The organism is Paenibacillus wynnii (assembly GCF_000757885.1).
GTDB lineage: Bacteria > Bacillota > Bacilli > Paenibacillales > Paenibacillaceae > Paenibacillus_AQ > Paenibacillus_AQ wynnii.
The window spans coordinates 2,426,917-2,447,683 of the sequence record NZ_JQCR01000003.1; the positions used below are offsets into that span (position 1 = coordinate 2,426,917).

16 protein-coding genes and 1 other annotated feature are annotated in these 20,767 nt (G+C 45.5%); of the genes, 1 reads left to right on the plus strand and 15 read right to left on the minus strand.

Annotation, left to right across the window (positions count from 1 at the left end):
• Positions 1 to 57: 57 nt before the first annotated feature.
• The 15 genes from PWYN_RS26690 to PWYN_RS26760 all read right to left on the minus strand — a co-directional run bounded on the left by PWYN_RS26690 (position 58) and on the right by PWYN_RS26760 (position 19,006).
• Complete coding sequence (locus PWYN_RS26690; protein WP_036658302.1) at positions 58 to 1,092, minus strand: rod shape-determining protein; 1,035 nt, start codon at positions 1,090 to 1,092, stop codon at positions 58 to 60.
• Between the two features lie 38 nt (positions 1,093 to 1,130).
• Positions 1,131 to 1,823 (minus strand): RadC family protein, encoded by a 693-nt coding sequence (gene radC / locus PWYN_RS26695; protein ID WP_036658304.1) that lies wholly within the window; start codon positions 1,821 to 1,823, stop codon positions 1,131 to 1,133.
• 17 nt (positions 1,824 to 1,840) lie between these two features.
• Positions 1,841 to 2,452 (minus strand): Maf family protein, encoded by a 612-nt coding sequence (locus PWYN_RS26700; protein WP_036658307.1) that lies wholly within the window; start codon positions 2,450 to 2,452, stop codon positions 1,841 to 1,843.
• A 22-nt stretch (positions 2,453 to 2,474) separates the two neighbouring features.
• Positions 2,475 to 2,720, minus strand: a complete 246-nt coding sequence (locus PWYN_RS26705; RefSeq protein WP_036658309.1) for a DUF4321 domain-containing protein — start codon at positions 2,718 to 2,720, stop codon at positions 2,475 to 2,477.
• Positions 2,721 to 2,867: 147 nt separating this feature from the next.
• Positions 2,868 to 3,989, minus strand: coding sequence for an SPOR domain-containing protein (locus PWYN_RS26710; RefSeq protein ID WP_052088432.1), 1,122 nt, complete (start codon positions 3,987 to 3,989; stop codon positions 2,868 to 2,870).
• A gap of 275 nt (positions 3,990 to 4,264) precedes the next feature.
• Complete coding sequence (locus tag PWYN_RS26715; protein WP_036658311.1) at positions 4,265 to 5,359, minus strand: glycosyltransferase family 4 protein; 1,095 nt, start codon at positions 5,357 to 5,359, stop codon at positions 4,265 to 4,267.
• Positions 5,360 to 5,643: 284 nt separating this feature from the next.
• The gene (murC, locus tag PWYN_RS26720) at positions 5,644 to 7,020 is read right to left on the minus strand and encodes a UDP-N-acetylmuramate--L-alanine ligase (RefSeq protein WP_036658313.1); all 1,377 of its coding nucleotides are present in this window, start codon (positions 7,018 to 7,020) and stop codon (positions 5,644 to 5,646) included.
• A gap of 6 nt (positions 7,021 to 7,026) precedes the next feature.
• Complete coding sequence (locus PWYN_RS26725) at positions 7,027 to 8,403, minus strand: bifunctional folylpolyglutamate synthase/dihydrofolate synthase (RefSeq protein WP_036658316.1); 1,377 nt, start codon at positions 8,401 to 8,403, stop codon at positions 7,027 to 7,029.
• Positions 8,404 to 8,408: 5 nt separating this feature from the next.
• Positions 8,409 to 11,045 carry a valine--tRNA ligase gene (locus PWYN_RS26730; RefSeq protein WP_052088562.1) on the minus strand — a complete coding sequence of 879 codons (2,637 nt, stop codon included), beginning with the start codon at positions 11,043 to 11,045 and terminating at the stop codon, positions 8,409 to 8,411.
• 166 nt (positions 11,046 to 11,211) lie between these two features.
• Positions 11,212 to 11,501: a binding site (T-box leader), on the minus strand.
• A gap of 63 nt (positions 11,502 to 11,564) precedes the next feature.
• Positions 11,565 to 12,860 (minus strand): LysM peptidoglycan-binding domain-containing protein, encoded by a 1,296-nt coding sequence (locus tag PWYN_RS26735; RefSeq protein WP_052088434.1) that lies wholly within the window; start codon positions 12,858 to 12,860, stop codon positions 11,565 to 11,567.
• A gap of 168 nt (positions 12,861 to 13,028) precedes the next feature.
• Positions 13,029 to 13,907: an ROK family protein gene (locus PWYN_RS26740; protein WP_036658321.1), complete on the minus strand. Its 879-nt coding sequence runs from the start codon at positions 13,905 to 13,907 to the stop codon at positions 13,029 to 13,031.
• A 68-nt stretch (positions 13,908 to 13,975) separates the two neighbouring features.
• On the minus strand, positions 13,976 to 15,472 hold the full coding sequence (locus PWYN_RS26745) for a glycoside hydrolase family 32 protein (RefSeq protein ID WP_036658323.1): 1,497 nt from the start codon (positions 15,470 to 15,472) through the stop codon (positions 13,976 to 13,978).
• Positions 15,473 to 15,551: 79 nt separating this feature from the next.
• Entirely contained in the window at positions 15,552 to 17,168 is a 1,617-nt protein-coding gene (locus tag PWYN_RS26750) for an ABC transporter substrate-binding protein (protein ID WP_036658325.1), read from the minus strand.
• Positions 17,169 to 17,210: 42 nt separating this feature from the next.
• On the minus strand, positions 17,211 to 18,095 hold the full coding sequence (locus PWYN_RS26755; protein WP_036658327.1) for a carbohydrate ABC transporter permease: 885 nt from the start codon (positions 18,093 to 18,095) through the stop codon (positions 17,211 to 17,213).
• A gap of 17 nt (positions 18,096 to 18,112) precedes the next feature.
• Positions 18,113 to 19,006, minus strand: coding sequence for an ABC transporter permease (locus PWYN_RS26760; RefSeq protein WP_420805831.1), 894 nt, complete (start codon positions 19,004 to 19,006; stop codon positions 18,113 to 18,115).
• 588 nt (positions 19,007 to 19,594) lie between these two features.
• Here PWYN_RS26760 and PWYN_RS26765 point away from each other — a divergent pair.
• On the plus strand, positions 19,595 to 20,638 hold the full coding sequence (locus tag PWYN_RS26765) for a LacI family DNA-binding transcriptional regulator (protein ID WP_036658331.1): 1,044 nt from the start codon (positions 19,595 to 19,597) through the stop codon (positions 20,636 to 20,638).
• Positions 20,639 to 20,767: the final 129 nt, after the last annotated feature.

The window sequence follows — 20,767 nt, forward strand, 5'->3', positions numbered from 1 at the left end:
AACAAACATTTTTCTCCCACAACAGGGGTTGCGTTCTAAAGTAGGACAGGTTAGGTCTTAACGTTTGGAACGAAAAGTTGAGTTGCTGCGGCTTTTGAACAAATGAATATTCTCAAGCGCCTTGCCTGTACCGATAGCTACACAATCCAAAGGATTCTCAGCGACGATCACCGGCATTCCGGTCTCACGGGCTAACAGCTTATCCAAATTGCGAAGCAGGGCACCGCCGCCAGTTAATACAATACCACGGTCCATGATATCTGCTGCAAGCTCGGGCGGACATTTCTCCAAGGTAACCTTAACCGCTTCAATAATAGCATTAACTGTATCAGAGAGTGCTTCACAAACCTCATCAGAAGTGATGGTTAGTGTCTTCGGAAGACCTGTTACAAGGTCACGTCCCCGAATCTCCATGGTTTCAGCTTTTTCAAGAGAAAGTGCAGAGCCCAGATCCAGCTTAAGCTGCTCAGAGGTGCGTTCCCCGATCATAAGATTATATTGACGTTTGATGTACTGGATGATAGCTTCATCCATTTCATCACCTGCCACGCGTACGGAACGGCTTGTAACAATACCTCCAAGTGAGATAACGGCTACTTCTGTAGTTCCTCCGCCGATATCAACAACCATGCTGCCCGTTGGTTCCCATACCGGTAAATCTGCACCGATAGCAGCCGCGAAAGGCTCCTCAATGATGTAAGCTTCACGAGCTCCTGCTTGTTTCGTAGCATCCTCAACAGCACGCTGCTCTACCGCAGTAATTCCGGAAGGAACGCACACCATTACATTAGGGTGACGCTGAAAGATGGAACGCTGCTTTTGAGCCTGACGGATAAAGTACTTAATCATCGTAGCAGTTGTATCAAAATCAGCAATTACGCCATCCTTCATTGGACGAATTGCACGGATGTTACCCGGTGTCCGACCAATCATTTTTTTGGCGGATTCGCCTACAGCTTCAATCGTTTTTGTATCCGTATTTATGGCCACCACGGAAGGTTCTCTTACAACAATCCCCTTACCGCGAACATAGACAAGCGTATTTGCTGTCCCCAAGTCAATTCCTAAGTCTTTCGTAAAACCACCAAACATGCTGTAATCTCCCTTTCCTAAATCAATCTATGCGTTGCCTATCCCATTAATCCCTTTTCCTTCATACTTACAAAACTGCTGTCTCCAATAATCAAATGATCCAATACATCGATCCCTACAATCTCACCCGCCTGCACTAATCTTGAGGTCAGAGATATATCTTCCGGACTCGGCGTAGGATCACCGCTTGGATGGTTGTGTGCACATATAATAGAAGCACTGCTACACTTAATGGCTGCTCTGAAAACCTCACGCGGATGAACAATAGAAGCATTAAGACTGCCCATCGACAGCGTCTCTTGGGCAATAACATGATTCTTGGTATTTAGAAATAAACAGACAAAATGCTCTTTTTGCAAATAACGGAGCTGTTCTGTTAATATATCAGCCGCATCATATGGGCTGCGAATGGTCACAAGCTGGTTCAGCCTTGAGTTGGACATTCGTCTTCCAAGTTCAATGCCCGCTTTCAGTTGGATGGCCTTGGCAGGTCCGATCCCTTTGATCAAAGTCAATTCCTTGATGCTGAGATCTGCCAGTTGACGTAAACCGCCTACCTGAGAAAGCATACGCTGTGCAATACCAATCGCGGATTCCCGGCGTGTTCCTGTGCGAAGCAGAATAGCCAACAGCTCCGCTTGACTCAATGATTCTGCCCCATATTGCATCATGCGCTCTCGTGGTCGTTCTTCATGGGGGAGGTCCCGCAGCATTAATGTTTGCGACTCCATCCAGATCCCTCTTCCCTTTACTCTCCCGGCTGTACCAAAACATGTATACCGAATTCGGATAACATACCTCCAAGCAGTGAAAGAGGAAGTCCAACTACATTGAAGTAGCAGCCATCAATCTTCTCCACCAGGGTAGATCCGAGTCCTTGTATGGCATATGAACCTGCCTTGTCCGCCGGCTCTCCCGTTTCCACATAAGCATCAATCTCTTCAGGGCTTAACGCCCTCATCGTCACAGTAGTTACTCGGTGATCAACCAGTACCTTACCTTCAGGCAGCCCGATACAGGCTACTCCAGTATACACCTGATGGCTTCTGCCTTGCAGAGCGGTGAGCATTGCCTTGCTATCCTGCTTGTCCACCGGTTTGCCGAGAATCCGACCTTCCAGCTCCACAATCGTATCACTGCCTATAATTATGGTATCCCGTTGATTGCTTGCATCTATCACAGCCTCTGCCTTACGCAGGGCCAGCGACCGTACAACTCTCTCCGGTGTCCAGTCCGGCGGAGTACTTTCATCGGCTTCACTGGTCACCACCGCAAAGGGGATGCCCAGCATCGATAAAAGCTCCTTCCGGCGGGGTGAACCCGAGGCAAGAATAAGGAGGCGTGAGTTCTCATCGTCCACGTTGCAAACGTCCCTTCCCTAGTTACAGCCTGCGGTACAGCCATACGGCGGTAATAATACCGATCAGACTGAGCAGACACAATTTCAATTGAATAGTGATGTCGTAAGTTATGATGTCCAAATCCGCTTGTGGCGACCATTTGAGCATGGTCGATTGTGTAAGAAAGGAAAGAGTCTTTACGGGCTGCAACAGCTTGGCGATCCACGCTCCGGCCAGCCAGCCCAGAATTAGAAATAACAGCAGTGTTCCTACATTTTTCTTCTTCATGTCCGTCTTCCCTCGCCATTTTTTGACACCCATATTATTATACGGTGAAACGGAGTTCAACACAAACGCAAAATCCGGCACGGTAATGATTACCATTACCGTGCCGGATTATTTTCACATACCATATAGTTAAATAGGTCTATGCTCTCAATTTAATGAAGCAAGCAATTCCTTTTGTCCGGAGAGGAAACTCATCATCGCAGCCTGAACCTCCCAGAGCAGGCCGTCCGATTTATTTTTCCCATACTCATTAAGAGCTGAGATCCCCTGATTCACGGTTTTCTCTTGGGCGGCTATAATCTGAAACGCTGTCTTAGGTAAGCCGCTCTCCAGCGACTTTACAGCTTCCGTCCACTCCATATGAATACTACTGACATCATCGATTGAGGCTGTTGTACCGTTGCTCAACAGTGTCGCTGATAACGAACTCAATTTCTCAAGGATTCTATTGCTAATCGCAAAATAATTGTTCACTGACTCCGCTGTTCCGCCAAAGGTAAGCTGTTCTGTAGCCGGAATGGTTACTTCCCTCACGTACAATTCAATACCTTGAGCTTTCAGTCCGTTGCTCAGAAGTTTCGCTTGCTCGCGATCAGGCGATATACCCGCATATACCCGGTTCCCGTCAGAAGGGTCCAACCCTGCTGCCAAGCCTGCCGTCAGCAGCTCCTGCTCAGCCTTGGATGCTCCCTGCGATGTACTGAATACTCCGTATTGCAGCAGATAGTAGCTTTGCCCGGCAATTTGTACCGGTATTGCTGGAAGCGTACCCACGCTATCCTCACCCATAATCGGTAACCCGGAAGTACCAGTCCCAGCAGGTTCTAAGGCGTCACCTGTGTTCTGCCCGCCTGTAACCATTTGATTAAAAGCTCCATTAACAGATATATTAGGCAGATCTCCGCCGCGAAAAAAGGACAACGCTACATATCCAAATAGTAATCCTATGCCGATAGCTGCAGCAACTGAAGCTACGAATTTCCACCCGTAAAAAGGTTTACGGGAATGGTAGGCTCCGCTATAAATTTCATCTGGCGTATCTTCATAGATACTGCTGTTCCAAACTTGTTCATTTATTGAGAGAATTGGAGGTTGCATAGGGGCCTCCGAATTTGAATAAAGGTCATATGGTTCCTGTGGAACTTCTATTGGCCGATCCAACGGAACATACTCCTTGTTTTTGCTCAGTCCACTGCCCGTCCAGCGTTCTTCCAGATCCGACTTAGCCTTCTCCACATCAAACCGAAAGGTCATTCGTCCATTACTCAATTCGCACACCTCACCTTGTCTCATCTATAAGAAAATATATGATAGACAATAGAGGGCTATGCTGATGATATTGACCAAATTTATAGAGCGAGATTACTGTGAGTCGTCCTGCACAGAATCAATCTTTTGTTAAAAGCCTGCGTGGATGAGACCAGACCTTAATCCAATAACGACCCTCGTCATCTCGGAAGAAATGGATCCCGAATAATTTCAGAGGTGTCCATATTTCCTTGAAATAGTAATTGGGCATGGAGTATCTCTCCTATTTAGCAAATTTATATTAAACTGAAGACCTTCGCCTTAACACTGTTAGCTTCGTAATGATTCAGAAGGGTTTGATGCGCACGATCGGCTATTATAGAACCCAACTTAGGATCTTCCAACAACCTAACCACTTTTTCGGCAAACTCAATTGTATTATGCGCCAGCAAAATATTGCGGTTATTCTGGCAAATTAACCTCTCAGAGCCTTGATAGCTTGTTACTACTGGCGTTTTTAGGGCCCACGACTCCAAAATCTTTGAACGGGATCCGCAACCCTCTTGAAGAGGGGCTATGAAGGCTTTAGCACGACGTATGTATCTACCCGGATCCGCTAGCGGCCCGGTGATTACAACCGATTCGTCTTCCTTAACCAGTCTTCTTACCTCGGCACTCACCTCACTGCCGACAATAAAACATTGAACATCGGGAACCTTAACTTTCACTGAAGGATAAATCGTATGATAAAACTTCTGGAATGCATTTTTACCCTGAGTCGTATTCATGTTCCAGTGAAGAACGATCATGTTCTCCTTGGATGTCGGCTCCGTATCATTGTATTGGTTCATATCTATGAAATGGGGCAGCACATGCACCTTAGGGGCATTCTTGAAAGACAATGCCTTGAACAAAAGTGCATCCCATTCCGAAACCGCTAGGAGGAGGCCGGTTTTATTCATTAGCCTCTGCTCATTCCAACGAGCCCGGGCAGCATTAAGCTTATGATGTATAGCCATATTCTTAAACGTAATCTTAACCGGCTGATCGCTATCAGAACGATAGGCATCCGTAATTATCGTGGCATCTGGCAGGATATGTTTTATAAGATTAATGCAATTCCCTAATAAACTATGTGATATAAAAACATGAGAGTATTCATTAGATTGGCAGAGTTCCTTAATGGTTCCGTTCATACCCTTCCTGACTCTGTGTATCACAAGAGCAGGCCCGCAATGCGTTGAATATTCCAAATCACCATTACCATAGGTTAAAAGATCAATATTAAATCTCTCCAGCAGGATTCCAAGGATACCTCTTTGTCTAATTTCTCTTTCTAAATCTTCTGTCTGAAGATTCTTAGCAGACAGAAACAACATTCTCTTACGCATGACTTTAGCTCCTTGTTACTTTATATAAGATCCTGATTTATTGCATTTACATGTAAAAAAGCAGGACGATTTGCATTTTCGTTCACTAATGAAACTTTAGATGCAGATCAATAGTAACCTATATTTCGCTAAAGTTATGTCGATTCATGGGAGAAAAGAATCATTAATATAAATTTTTCCTAAAAACGACACATTCACCAACTTAAAAAATCATAAAAAAAGCGTATTCCCTTCTACATTGCAGAAGGGAATACGCTTAATATGACACAAGCATATGTGTATTTCTATCGAGTCTTTAAATAATCAGCCAAGGCATGACTTACCTTCCAAATATCACCCGCACCCATGGTTATTACGAGGTCTCCTGGAGCGACACGATCCTGAAGATCGGCCACAACTTCCTCTTTGCATGGCAAATGACGTGCCCCTGCATTGCTGTTCTGAATAATCAGTTCTACCAGCTTCGCAGAAGTAACTCCTTCGATCTGCTTCTCTCCCGCAGGTGAATAGATATCAGTGATAATCACCTCATCCGCCTCCGCAAAGGCACGGCTGAATGCATCCAGCAGGAAGAAGGTACGCGTATAGCGTTGAGGCTGGAACACGGCAATAATACGTTTGCCGGTTGCTTTTGCCGCGCTGATGGTCGCCTGTATTTCTGTAGGATGATGAGCATAATCATCGATCACTAGAATTTCATTCACTTCACCGAGTACTTGAAAACGACGTTTGGCGCCGTTAAATTTCACAATTGCTGCAGCGATAGCTGCAAAAGGAATATCTGCTTTCAGACAAGCGATTACCGTCGCCATGGCATTGTACAGGTTATGCTGCCCGGGAACAGACAATTCAATCTGTCCAAGAACCTCTCCATATCCGGTCATGGTAAATGAGACCTGGCGGTCTCCGAGCACGATGTCGGTAGCCACATAATCAGCGGTCTTGGAGTGAATTCCGTAAGAAATCACTTTACCTTTCACCTCAGGCAAGAGAGAGATTACATTCTCATCATCCACACATACGATGGCAGTTCCATCTTCAGCAAGATGATTCATGAACTGTACGTATGCTGCCTTGAGTCTATTGAAATCACCGCCGTAATTCTCAAGGTGATCCGCTTCAATATTGGTAACGATTCCGAGCCAAGGATGATATTGAAGGAATGAGCCATCACTCTCATCAGCTTCAGCGACTACAAACTCCCCTTGTCCTGCCTTTGCATTCGTACCTACATTCATAATTTCTCCACCGATAATGTAGGTAGGATCAACACCGCAATCCTCCATCACCAGAGCAATCATCGATGAGGTGGTTGTCTTTCCGTGAGCACCTGCAACAGCAACACCCTTGCGCTGGTTAAGCAGACGTGCAAGCATTTGGGAACGGTGGATAATCGGAATATTCAACCGCTCCGCTTCCACCCATTCCACATTATCATTGGACAAAGCAGTAGAGTAGACCACCAAATCTGCTCCCTTAACCTGCTCCGCGGTATGTCCGATATATACTTTTGCACCTTTAGCAATTAACTTCTCCGTTAGTTCCTGAGCAGCTACATCCGAGCCTGTGACGGTATATCCCATCTCCAGCATTACTCGGGCAATCGCGCTCATCCCGTAACCGCCGATCCCTATAAAATGAACACGTTCAGTAGTATCCAACAGTTGTCACCAGCCTTTTTCAGAATCGGGTTGCTGCAAAAGTGTGCTGCGCACATCGGCGATTAAATACAGCGTACCGGAAACGACGGCAAGGTCGTCCTCAGCTGTTATCGTCTTCAGCAGTTGCAGCGCTTTGCCCCAATCACGTTCTACTATAATTTCCAAATGCTCTTTGGCATATTTTCCCCGCAGACTTTCCACGATTTCATGCAGGTTATCCGCGTCCATTTTCTTCCGGAAATCCGGTTCGGTCAGGATGAGCGTATCCACTATAGGTAGTATATGCTCTAGGTAGGATTCATGATGCTTGTTTGACAGCATGCCCATCAGCAAATTTAATTTGCTGTATTTATAGAAGATAGGCAGGCTCTTCGCCAGACTTTCTGCACCCTCGGGATTATGCGCTCCATCCAGTACGATCCGCGGGGAAGAGCTTATCTCTTCCAGCCTACCGGCCCAAAAAGTATCGCGAAATCCCTTAAGAACATCTTCGTCGTCCAGCATAAAAGCCAGGTATTGCCGCAACACTTCAAGAACCATCATTGCTCCGGCTGCATTGGTACATTGATGCACGCCTTTCATTGCAATGTCTATATCCAGTGACCGAAACGGTCCTTTGAAAGTAAAGGACTGCAGGCCGTTCTCAATTCCGGTAATTTCATAGTTAAAATCTTCATCGGCAAGATACAGACTGGTTCTGCATGCTGATGCTTTTTCCTTAAGAACCGCCACCGCTTCCGGTTGAGTAACACAACTGATTACAGGAACACCGGGCTTAATGATCCCGGCTTTTTCCGATGCAATCTGCTCCAGCGTATCGCCAAGGACATCCGTATGGTCATAGCCCACATTTGTAATCACCGACACGATCGGGAATACGATATTCGTTACATCAAGCCTTCCCCCAAGCCCTGTCTCCCATACGACAACATCTGGATAACACTCCTGTGAATAGTAGAGGATAGCAAGTGCTGTCGCTACTTCAAACATCGTAGGAGAGCCTAGCTCAGACTCAGCCATTTCATTCACCAGGGGATGCAGGATATTAGACAGTTTGGTCAGTGTTTCCTCAGGGATATCCTCACCGTTATACTGAAAACGGTTCGTAAATTTAGTAATATACGGTGATGTGAATGTACCCACCGAGTACCCGCTTTGAATTAACACACTTGTTAAAAAAGCACAGGTCGAACCTTTCCCGTTCGTCCCAGCAACATGAATGAACTTCAGTCTGCGCTGCGGATTCTCCAGCTTTTCCATAAGCTTCTCGATCCGTTCCAATCCTGGACGAATTCCGAATGGAATGAGGCTGTTAATCCAGTCGACAGCCTCTGTATAGGTCCCTAAAGGGGCAGATCCACTGCCCCCGAGTATATCTCCCATATCCCTTATCCTCTCAGCTCTGCAATACGGGCAAGCACCTTTTCCCGTTTGGCGGAGTAATCGGCTTGCTTAGCCCGTTCCTCTTCGATGACTTTAGCCGGCGCCTTGGCAACGAAGCCTTGATTGCCCAGCTTTTTCTCCACGCGCTCAACCTCATTGTTCAGGGTTTGCACTTCTTTTTCCAGACGGGCAATTTCTTGTTCAATATCAATCAGACCGGACAACGGCAGAAGTAACTCCGCACCCGTAACCACAGCAGACATTACCTTATCCGGTGTTTCTGGATTCAAGCCTGCCTCGAACGAAGAAGTATTACAGAATCGGCTGATGTAATTGTCATTGCGGTTGATGATGCTCAAGGTTTCAGCATTGCTGGCCTTAACGATCAACTCAACCTTCTTACTCATTGGAACATTCACTTCTGCACGGATATTCCGAACGGCTCGGATCACGTCCATCAATAGGTTCATTTCCGCCACAGCTTCAGTGTTCTCCAGTGCAGTGTCGTACTCAGGCCAAGCTGCCAGTGTAATAGTCTCACCGTTATGCGGCAAATGCTGCCAAATCTCTTCGGAGATGAACGGCATGAACGGGTGAATCAAGCGCAGCGTCCGGTCAAGGGTGTATGCAAGGACGGATTGAGTCTTGGCCTTGGCTGCAGGGTTAGTGCCATATAGTGAAAGCTTCGCAAATTCAATGTACCAGTCGCATAAATCGTCCCAGATAAAGTTGTACAGCTGGCGGCCAATCTCTCCGAACTCGTACGAATCCATTAGACGCGTAATATCACGGGAAGTTTCGTTCAGACGGTGTAAAATCCAACGATCAGCCGTGCTAAGCTCCCCTGTAATGTCGATATCTTCAAAGGTTACCCCTTCAAGATTCATAAGGGCAAAGCGTGAAGCATTCCAGATCTTGTTGGCAAAATTCCGCGCCTGCTCCACCCGCTCCCAGCGGAAACGAAGGTCCTGACCTGCAGTGCTACTGGTGGAAATCATATAACGCATAGCATCCGCACCGTATTTCTCGATAACTTCCAGCGGATCAACGCCGTTGCCCAGCGATTTGGACATTTTCAGCCCTTCGGAATCGCGTACCAGACCGTGCATCAACACATCAGCAAACGGCTTCTCTCCCGTGAACTCCATAGCTGTAAAGATCATACGGGCAACCCAGAAGTAAATGATGTCGTAGCCCGTAACAAGTACATTATTCGGATAAAAACGTTCGAAGTCCTTGCTGCTCTCGTCCGGCCAGCCAAGGGTTGAAAACGGCCAAAGCGCCGAGCTGAACCACGTATCCAGTACATCCTCGTCCTGCTTCAAATCATCCAGACCGCTGATTCTCCGTGCTTCCTCTTCATCATGGGCAACTACAAGCTCACCCGTAGATTCTGAGTACCAAGCAGGGATTCGGTGGCCCCACCACAGCTGGCGGGAAATACACCAGTCGCGTACATTCTCAATCCAATTCAAGTAGATTTTCTCAAAGCGATCCGGAACAAAATTAACGCCTTTACCATCCTTCTGAGCATCGATTGCCACTTCAGCCAACGGCTTCATTTTTACGAACCATTGTGTTGACAGATAAGGCTCAACAACAGCACCTGAGCGTTCGCTATGACCTACCTGATGTACATGATCTTCAATAGAGATCAGAACACCCTGCTCTTTAAGATCAGCCGTGATGGCTTTACGGCATTCACTGCGGTCTTGGCCTTGGTAAGGTCCCGCTTCCTCATTCATCGTACCGCTCTCATCCATCACATTGATCTGTGGAAGGTTATGCCGAAGGCCCATTTCAAAGTCATTTGGATCATGAGCCGGTGTAATCTTAACGGCGCCGCTGCCAAATTCCTTATCTACATAATCATCGGCAATAATCGGAATTTCACGGCCGATAATAGGCAGGATCAAAGTTTTGCCGATCAGATCCTTGTAGCGGTCGTCCTCCGGATGTACAGCTACTGCGGTATCACCCAGCATGGTCTCCGGACGTGTTGTTGCTACGGTAATATAGCCGCTTCCGTCTTTCAGCGGGTAACGAAGGTGATACAAGTGTCCGTTAACTTCTTTATATTCAACCTCAATATCAGACAATGCCGTACGGGCAGCAGGGTCCCAGTTAATAATGCGTTTGCCGCGGTAAATCAGGCCTTTTTTATAGAGCTTCACGAACACCTCGCGTACCGCTTTGGACAAGCCATCATCAAGGGTAAAACGCTCGCGTGAGTAGTCCAGTGAAAGGCCCATCTTGGCCCACTGCTCATGGATGGTTTCTGCGTATTGTTCCTTCCATTCCCACACCTGGTCCAGGAATTTCTCACGTCCCAGATCATGCCGGGATATGCCCTGTTGGCGTAGCTTCTGCTCTACCTTTGTTTGTGTGGCGATACCCGCATGGTCTGTTCCCGGCAGCCATAAGGTATCAAAGCCCTGCATCCGCTTCGTACGAATCAGGATATCCTGTAAAGTGAAATCCAGCGCATGTCCGATGTGGAGCATTCCGGTTACATTTGGAGGCGGGATTACAATACTGTAAGGCTGTGCATCCGGTCGCTGGCCCGCACGGAAGTATCCGCCCTCGGTCCAATACGAATACCACTTCTGTTCCGCCGCTTTAGGGTCGTATGTAGTCGGCATATCACTTTTCGACTCATTGGCTACGGTTTGATCTTCCGTCGTATCTTGCAGGTTCGGCAATTCTGCCGAGGTTAAGTTGTCTTGGTCAGCCATTCTCTGATACCTCCGTCACTTTCTCATATTTCGTGGAAAAAGATACTCTAAAAAACACAAAAAGGCCCTCGTCTCAAAGGACGAAAGGCCATTCTTTCGCGGTACCACCTTTGTTTCGCGCCAATAAAGAATAAAACTCCGCTCATGGTTCCTTAAGGTTCCAGCGGCATAGCGCGACACTCATGCAGGGTAACGGCTGCGACCGGCCATATCCTACCCTGTCATTCATGAATAGGATGACAGATTCAGACAGGCGACTCCAGGGCGACTTCGGCTGACATGCATCCTGCGGAATTTCACAGCTACTAATAATTCCGCTCTCTGAAGGGCTGACTGCCTACTCTTCCCATTCCCAGTCTTTGACTAGTATTGCTTACTCCATAATACCTTTAGAGTCAAGCTTAAGTCAACCTGGGTACGAATCCATTAAGGAATATACAAGACTTGACCTTCCTCCACGTTTTGACCCGATAACCGATTATACATGATCAGCTCCCGTGCGCTTAGCTGATACTTATCGGCAATCGTGTCGAGTGTTTCCTCCCGCTGGACAATACAGAGACGGACCTTACGGAACAGATTTGCGCTTTCTTGGCCGCCGATAAATCTGTTTTTCCATTCCTTGTCATTTCCGGAATCCGGAGAGGCTACCGCTGCGGCAGTAGTCACTTCCTCGACATGAAGATTTTCCTGGATCTTACGGTCGCGGCTGGAGTTCAAGAGCGTTGAGAAAGTAATCGGTTCCTTGTCTTCCGCCTTCGGTTCCTTCTTGCTTCCCAAGGCTATTTTGAGATCTGCTTTTTCTTCCGGAACCGGAACAGGAACAGGAATTGATTCGGCTGCCTCTATAAAGTCATTTTCCGCTATAGGAGTGAAGTCGGATGCATCTTCTACTTGGGAAGGAGCCTCATGATGAACATTCTCCTCCATAGAGATATTGTCCGCTTCATAGACATCTATAGTAGCTACCTCAACTTCATCTGCAACGGTACTGTCCTTACGTTCATTGAAGGATGCACCTAGATTCCAGGCTTCTGTCTTTTTCCAGTAATCTCTTATATTCGGCTGTATTCCGCTTGGGTCCTCATTTAAACTGTGCGTATGAACAATGAGTTCATTTTCTCTGCTCTGTTCCGGGATAACGGGAGTCGTCGTCACCTGAAGGTCAACAGCTTCTACACTAGGATTATGGTCTTCGACAGGTTCATCAAAGGTCCCCTCACCAAACGTCCAGAGAGAATTCTCATACAGGGCATCACCCTCGCGTTCATGAGTATCTATAGGTTCGGCAGCAACGCGTTCCCCATCTTCCGGAGTATAAGCAACTGTGTATTCCTCCTGCTGCCATACAGGTACAGCTTCTGTACCGCCGATCCCGCGTAGCGAAAGTACACCTGTTATATTCACACTGCGCATCGTAAGGAGATCAATATCGAAATTCTCAATTTCCACCCCTATGTCTTCAAGCGAGCTGACCCGGGTCAGCGGAACCGTAATCTCAACAGGAATGGCGTGTTCAAGCCTCTCTATCCTATCTTCTTCACTCCGGTAAAGGCCCGTCAGCAGCAGCTGTCCATACAGCTCTGCCCGGTCCTCCCGCTGAATTACCTGGATTTCCGGGAGAAGTTCAACCTCTTCCAGTTCAGCGATTCCCGGAAGCTCTTCCGACAGATGAATGCGTTCATAAATATCAAACCGCAAGCCGTGGGACTGGTCAAACACGGGAAATGTCCTCCTTCTTGGCATAATCTAACCCTGAGACAAGCCCAGAGCATGAGCCCAAACTATTACTCCACTCATGTATATGCATAAAAAAGGGACACATGACAAATTTGACTCCAGTTATCACAACGATGGTGATTTAAGCTCCACGGTGCGGAAGAGATGAGGTTAAGCGTTATGGAGTGCCTTTACCCCAAGCGCCAGTGCACCGCAGAGTCCCGCGTTATCCCCTAATCCTGGAGGGACAATATAATGATCGATATCAGAAATAATCTCTTTAGCACCCACATACCCGTTCAAATTCCTTCTGACTTCTTCACGGACATACGGGAATAACTGGATTTGTTTCATAACACCTCCACCCAGGATAATTTTTTTCGGCGAGACCGTCAAAATCATACCTGTTACTGCCTGTGCAATATAAAAAGCTTCAATTGCCCATGCCTGATGGTCTCTGGGAAGCTCGTATCCTTTGGCCTTCCATCGTGCTTCCAGTGCGGGTCCCGCAGCCATACCTTCTAAGCAATCGCCATGATAGGGGCAAACTCCAGCGAAATGATCGTCCGGATGCCGTCTTGTCAAGACATGACCGCCTTCAGGATGCATGAGTCCATGAATTAATTTACCTTCCGCATAGACGCCAACGCCGACTCCAGTCCCAATGGTATAGTATACGCAGCTATCCAGTCCTTTGGCCGCTCCCCAAGTAGCTTCACCAAGAGCTGCTGCATTAACGTCCGTATCCCATTCGAAGGGTACAGGAAATAAGTTCTTAAGCGTCCCTACAAAATCAAACCCTGCCCAACCTGGCTTCGGTGTCGTTGTCACATATCCGTAATTGGGACTAGAACGATCTATATCTATAGGTCCAAAAGCTCCAATGCCGATACTATCCACTTTTTTGGCTTGAAAATAAGCAATGACCTTTTCCAAGGTCGGTTCAGGCTGTTCTGTTGGAAAATGAATACGATCCATAATTTCTCCGTGTTCATTTCCGATTCCGCAGACGAATTTAGTACCGCCCGCTTCAATAGCACCAATACGCATTCTCAGTTCCACCTCTCTTAAAAAAACCTCCACTATGTAACAGCTGGAGGTGTTCTCATCTCTTATATTTAGCCTGATATTGCAGCCAGCGAATAAATGGACTTCAACGGGTGAAGCGAGAGTGATACTACCTTGGCTTCTCCCCCTTTTGCATACATCTCCATACCTGTACTAGATGGGTCCGGAAAAATTTGATCTGTGATCACGATCTCTCCATCCATAGCAAACACTTCTATAGAAGAATGATCTACAAAGACATGAAGTTTTAAGTGTCCATTCTTAGTGTCCATCTGTACCCCATGCTTACATGGGAACGCCTCGTGGAACCCGGATTCTCCCGAATGGGTGCGGTCAACAAACAAAGTCTGAGATATAGTGTTATAACCGACAATCGTTACCTCATGCGATGATTTCCGAAGCTTGAAGCCCACTTCTTCCGCATCACCCAAATCGATCTCACATTCAATCTCATAGTACTCATAGTCAAGGCCGGATAGTAGATTTTGACCTGAACAGATGGTTGCATCATTCCAGCTTAACCCTTCCATCCGCAGCATCCGCAGCTCGGAAATCGGCTCCTGCACCAATCTGACCCCAGCTGTTCCGGTCTTCAAATGAAGTGTGCGGGGCAGCGTCATCGCACTTCTCCAACTTATAGTCGGAGTGAGATTTGCATATTTCCAGTTGCTCATCCAGCCTATAAACAGCTTGCTATTATCCGTTGCTTGAACATCCGACCAAGTCACACCCGCATAATTATCTCGCCCATGATCCAGCCATATTACAGTATCAGGGGATGCTTCATTTATGAACACACTGCCATCAAAGCTTCCAATAAAATATTGGGTTCTCGACCCTTCCGCGAACTGCGGATCATCACCGATACTAACAATCAGAACCCATTGGGTCTGGTCCACACTGCCGTCCACTGGAAGCTCAATCAAATCAGGACATTCCCATACCCCATCATGAGAGCCTTCCACAGCGCCAAATTCACTTTGAAATGTCCATTCTATTAAATTGGGAGACGTATAAAAATGAACACGATCACCCGCCGCAAGCACCATAACCCATTCTTTCTTAGAAGCATACCAGAATACTTTGGGGTCACGGAAATCAGTAATTTGCTCATTGCTAAGCACAGGGTTCCCCCCATATACCGTCCATGTTCTGCCTTTGTCTTGACTGTAGGCTAGACTTTGCCGCTGTCTTGGACGCCCCGTCTCCGGATACGCATCAGCATGCGTAAAGATAGCTACTAGACCCGGCTTCCCACCAAAAAATCCACTGGTATCCTCCCAATCTACTACTGCGCTTCCTGAGAAAATCTGGCCGTTCTCGTCGGGTTCCAATGCAATCGGGCGATGCTCCCAGTGAACCAAGTCCGTACTGATGGCATGCCCCCAGTGCATGGGTCCCCAAGTGGTGCCTTCCGGATGATGTTGATAGAACAAGTGATATTCACCTTCAAAATATACCATTCCATTTGGATCATTCATCCATTTCTCCGGTGGCGTAAAGTGAAACTGCGCCCGGTATTTCTCTCTACTAGTATGATCTATCATCTCTGTCACTCCCATGAAATAGTAACGCCGAAGAATGATCCAATATTGGAGCATCCTCCGGCGATTGAATGATTACCCTTTATTCGCTAGCTGCATTTCTCTCATAGCCATCTTGTTTGATTTTCAGCCATTCCTGTAAACCAAGACGATCTAATTCTTTGAGATAAGCAGCCCAATCTTGCTCTACGTTCCCGTTCTCGGTCCATTCCGCACGCTTCATTAATACATACGGAAACAAATCAGCTTCGATGGCGGAGATCCGGTCCAAATCTTCCAAAGAGAAGAATACTCGTGGGTAAATATTGCTAGCTTTCATATCCGGTACATAGGTAGTCTTTAGGATATCCAATCTCCAAGCTGCATCATCAGGCATTGTTGTTACCTTGCCATAATAAGTATCCAGAATCGCGAGCGGACCCCCAACGCTGGTCTTCGATCTCAATTCACCCGGGGCCGTTCCTTCCAATGGCAAATGCTTCAGCATGTTAGCCGCTTCATCGAATTCAAAGATATTTTGCTGTGCATCATCCCCGTACGTTCCCCAGTTATTTTGTACCGATTGAAGCGGATCGTAGAGTTGATCCATCCATTTAGCAGTAGCTTCGAGATTTTTGTTATCTTTAGTTACAACCATTCTTCCTCTGTCAAAACCCATTCCGTTCGATCTGACAACATTTTTCGTCCCGTCCGGTCCGGCAAGTGCAGGCATTGGTTCATAGGTATCATTCATTCCCGATACGTTTGCTTTATCCCAAGTGAAGTAGAGCCCATATAGATTCTCTTTACCTTTGGCAATAAAAGTGTTCCAGTCCTGAGTGATGTACTCAACATCGATTAACCCTTCTTTGTACAATTCGTTAAAATATTTAACGCCCTCTTTATATCCATCTTGGGAAGCTGCAAACGAAACTTTGCCATCATCACTTACAAGCGTCAAATCCCAGTTCATCCCCGGTCCAAAGGAGCCAAATAGGAATCCAATGTCTTCGTTGCCGCCGTTAGCATTAATGAACGAAACCGGAATCTCATCCGCTTTACCGTTACCATTTGGATCTTGGGTCTTGAAGGCAATCAATACTTTCTTCAATTCTTCCGTTGTGGTTGGCATTTCAAGATTAAGCTTCTTGAGCCATTCCACATTGATCCAAGGGATGTTGTTAACAGAGTGGATACTTTCTTTACCTGCACCCAGCTCTTCAATCCAAGGTAGCGAATAAATATGTCCATCTGGAGCTGTAATCATCGCTTTATATTGAGGCACCTGCTCAAGCACCTTTTTGAAATTCGGCATTTGATTCTCAACAATATCATCCAACGGTATGATCGTGCCGTCTTTAGCCAGCTTCAAAAGATCATAATCCGTTAATCCTGCGTCAAAGATGGCATCGGGAAGTTCTCCCGTAGCAAGTGCCAGGTTTCTTTTCTCGGCGAATATGTCATTGGTATAATTAGTCCAGTCAATGTGTATTCCAGTTGTCTCCTCCAAGCGCTTAAATACCAGCTTTTCATTGGGATCGGCGGGTGCCAGAACGTTGCTTTGGGTCATAAACTTCAGACTTGGTTTAGAATCGGAGCTCTTGTTAGAACCATTGTTCGTTGCAGTCGAATCATTGGCACCGTTATTACCACCGCAACCAGATACCGCCAATATTGCCCCTAAAGAAAGAATTGCTGCTGTTTTTTTATACCCTTTCAAAATAACCCCTCCTTGATTTATAAATCTATAATGATGGTTGGGTCACGATTTAAGCGAACCTACCATGACACCCTTTTCGAAATACTTTTGGAAGAACGGATACATCACAATCAAAGGCAGACTGGAAATAACTATTGAGGCGTATTTGATAATTTCAGATAATCGCTTCATTTCAGCCATAGCCGTCCGATCTGTAATCATCCCCGGGTCGATCTGATTCTGAACCAGTATAGATCTGAGCACCAGTTGCAGAGGATACAACTTCACATTATCCAAATAAATCATCGCGTCAAAATAGGAGTTCCATTGGCCCACGAAAGCGTACAAGGCCAGAACGAATATGATGGGTTTGGACAGCGGCAGCACGATCCGGAAGAAGATTAACATCTCCGATGCACCGTCTACTTTTGCGGCCTCGTTCAATTCCCTAGGAATTCCTTTAAAGAAGGTTCTCGCCAAAATAATATTCCATACACTCACCGCTCCGGGGACTATAATTGCCCATACCGTGTTGAGCATGCCCAGTTGCTTGATGACCAGAAAGGTAGGTATCAACCCCCCACCAAAAAACATAGTGAAGACAAATACAGTCATAAAGAATTTCTTCCCAACAAACTCATCCACGGAGAGCGAATAGCCTGCGAAGATCGAGACAGCCACGGTAAGAAATGCGAAAGCCGATGAGTAAAAAACAGCATTCACAAATCCGCGAAGCATCGCCTCATTCGAAAGGATCAGCTTGTATCCCTCAAGGCTGTAGTCCGAAAGATTGAACGAAATCCCTTTATTCAATAGAGCCGTCGGTTCCATGAACGATGCAATTACGACATAAACGAGAGGAACTAAGATAACTAACACGGCGAGATATAACAGTACATAGTTGATCGTTAACACGACCTTGTCCATACGGGTAGGCTTAATATTCATTGTGCGACTCCTTTCTTCTAATAAAGGCCTTCTCCTTCGTTCAATTTCTTAACGACGAAATTCACAAAGACCAGCAAGATAATATTGATGATGGAATTGAATAGACCAATAGCGGCAGAGTAGGAATAATCTCCTGCTTTCAACCCCACTTTGTATACGTAAGTAGGTAAAATTTCAGAGGTTGGTAAGTTCATGGCTGTCTGCATCAGGAATGCTTTTTCAAATCCAATCGCCATAATCCCGCCCGCAGAAAGGATAAATACAATAGCCATAACTGGTTTAATGGTCGGCAAATCAATATGCCATATTCTTTTCAGCAGGTTAGCTCCGTCTATGGTTGCAGCGTTGTGCAGCTCAGGGTCAACACCGGCTAATGCCGCGACATAGATAATCGATGCCCAGCCTGCTCCCTGCCAAATCCCCGATAATACGTAAATTGACCTGAAATAATCCGGGTCTGACATAAATACGATCGGATGTCCTGTGGCCCACGTAATGATTTGATTCACTGGCCCTATGGGGGACAAGAAGACAAAAGCCATACCCACAATAACAACAACCGATATAAAGTTCGGAGCGTAGAGGATCAACTGAACGTTTTTCTTAACGCCCTCTCTGCGCACCTGATTCAACATCAATGCGAGCAATATCGGAATTGGGAACCCAAGAAGGAGTCCGTAGGCACTTAATTTCAACGTGTTCATAAAAATGAGTTCAAAGTTAGGAGCATTCAAAAACTTCTCGAAATACTTAAATCCTACCCAATCACTTCCCAGTATCCCCTTGCTGTAACTAAAATCCTTAAAAGCGATGATTACACCGTACATAGGTACGTATTTGAACAGCAGAGTAAGAATGAAAGCCGGTGCAATCAGCCCGTACAAAAAAATATTACTTTTTACAAATTCCAGTTTCCTTTTGAAGTCAGTTGTTCTCCTCGTTTTTTTATCTAGTTCGATGGAGTGTTGCAAGATTTAGCCCCCTATCTAGTCATTAAATTTACATTTGCACAATTTACAATCATCAAAACAAACATTTTCTTTGTGAAAGGGTTCTCATAAAGTGTTTCCTTCCGCTCATTCAATTTACAATCAACTGAAATATAAGTCAATACTTTTTGCAAAATTAATTGTTTATATGAACAATACTGTAAACTATTTAACGTTACATTTGTTTATATTATTGTTGTATTTAATTGTATTTTGTCGATGTAAGCGTTATAATTATATCTGTGATAGATATATCGGGCAATAATGCCTAATACTAATCTTTTACATTAATTGTTCATTTGTTTACTGTTTACACTTGAAAATAACTGGTTTATTGACAAGTTCATATGATATTTTTCTATTTCGTATACATCGCACGTTTTTCTGAATAATTGTTCATTTGTAACTTTTAAGTTGATAATTAATTACATTTGGTATACATTTAGCATAATCTACTATCTACATGACAGTGACTGTGAATACTTAGGATCACCAAAGGAGTTATTTCGAATGCAGAAAGAAAAAGTAACCATTCAATATATCGCTGATTCATTAGGGCTATCCAGAAATACCGTGTCCAAAGCGTTAAATGGAAGCCATACGGTACCTTCTGATACGCGCAATAAAGTCATAAAAAGAGCTATCGAGCTGAACTACAAACAATTCGCGCTTGTTGAACAGGAATCCAGCATTCCTAAAAACCCTGGCAACATCGCATTAATCACCTCTAACATGCCTAACAGCTCCCACTTTGGTACATCATTACTTAGTGGATTAGAGAAAAAAATCAGCTCGGAAGGCTACAATTTATCCATTCACATCGTTCGGGAAACGGAAATTGAAGCACTCATTCTTCCTCTAAATTTCGATAAAAGCAAAGTGGACGGAATCGTATGTATCGAGTTATTCAACAAGAAATATACAGATTTTATTAATGCACTGGACATCCCTACCATCTTCATTGATGCTTCGGCTGAAATATTCTATCCAGAACTGAATTCGGATTTAATATTGATGGAGAATGAACACAGCACTTATTTTATGACTCATAAATTGATCGAGCACGGCTGTTCTACGCTAGGTTTTGTCGGTGATTATAACCACTGTAAGAGCTTTAATGAGAGATGGGTGGGTTTTAACAAAGCTTTAACCACTGCGCAATTACCGATCGACAGCTCATACAACATTCTGGAAAATGACAAATTCTTCTCAGACCCAAGGTGGCTCGAACAAAGACTACTTGAAATGGATTCATACCCGGCCGCCTTTGTATGTGCCAATGATTTCATCGCCATTAGCGTAATGAGGATCTTAAAAGCTAAGAACATCAACATTCCTGACGATATTATGATTTGCGGATTCGACGACTCTCCAGAGTCACAGATCGTTGAACCCCATTTAACAACTGTTCGTATTTATCGGGATGATATGGGAATCATGGCCGCTGAAATGTTATTATCCAGGGTACAGAATCCTCATAAACCACCTCAAGTCACTCATGTTAGAACAACACCTGTGTTCAGAAATACTACAGGTCAGTTGAATCTGGATTAATGACCAACCCTCGGCACAAGCAGCAGTCGACTTAGTTAATATAAATTAGTGGCATACAAAAAGGAGCTCTCACCACTTCCGTGGTTAGCTCCTTTTTTGTACACATTGATTATAAGTTCGCTCGCACCC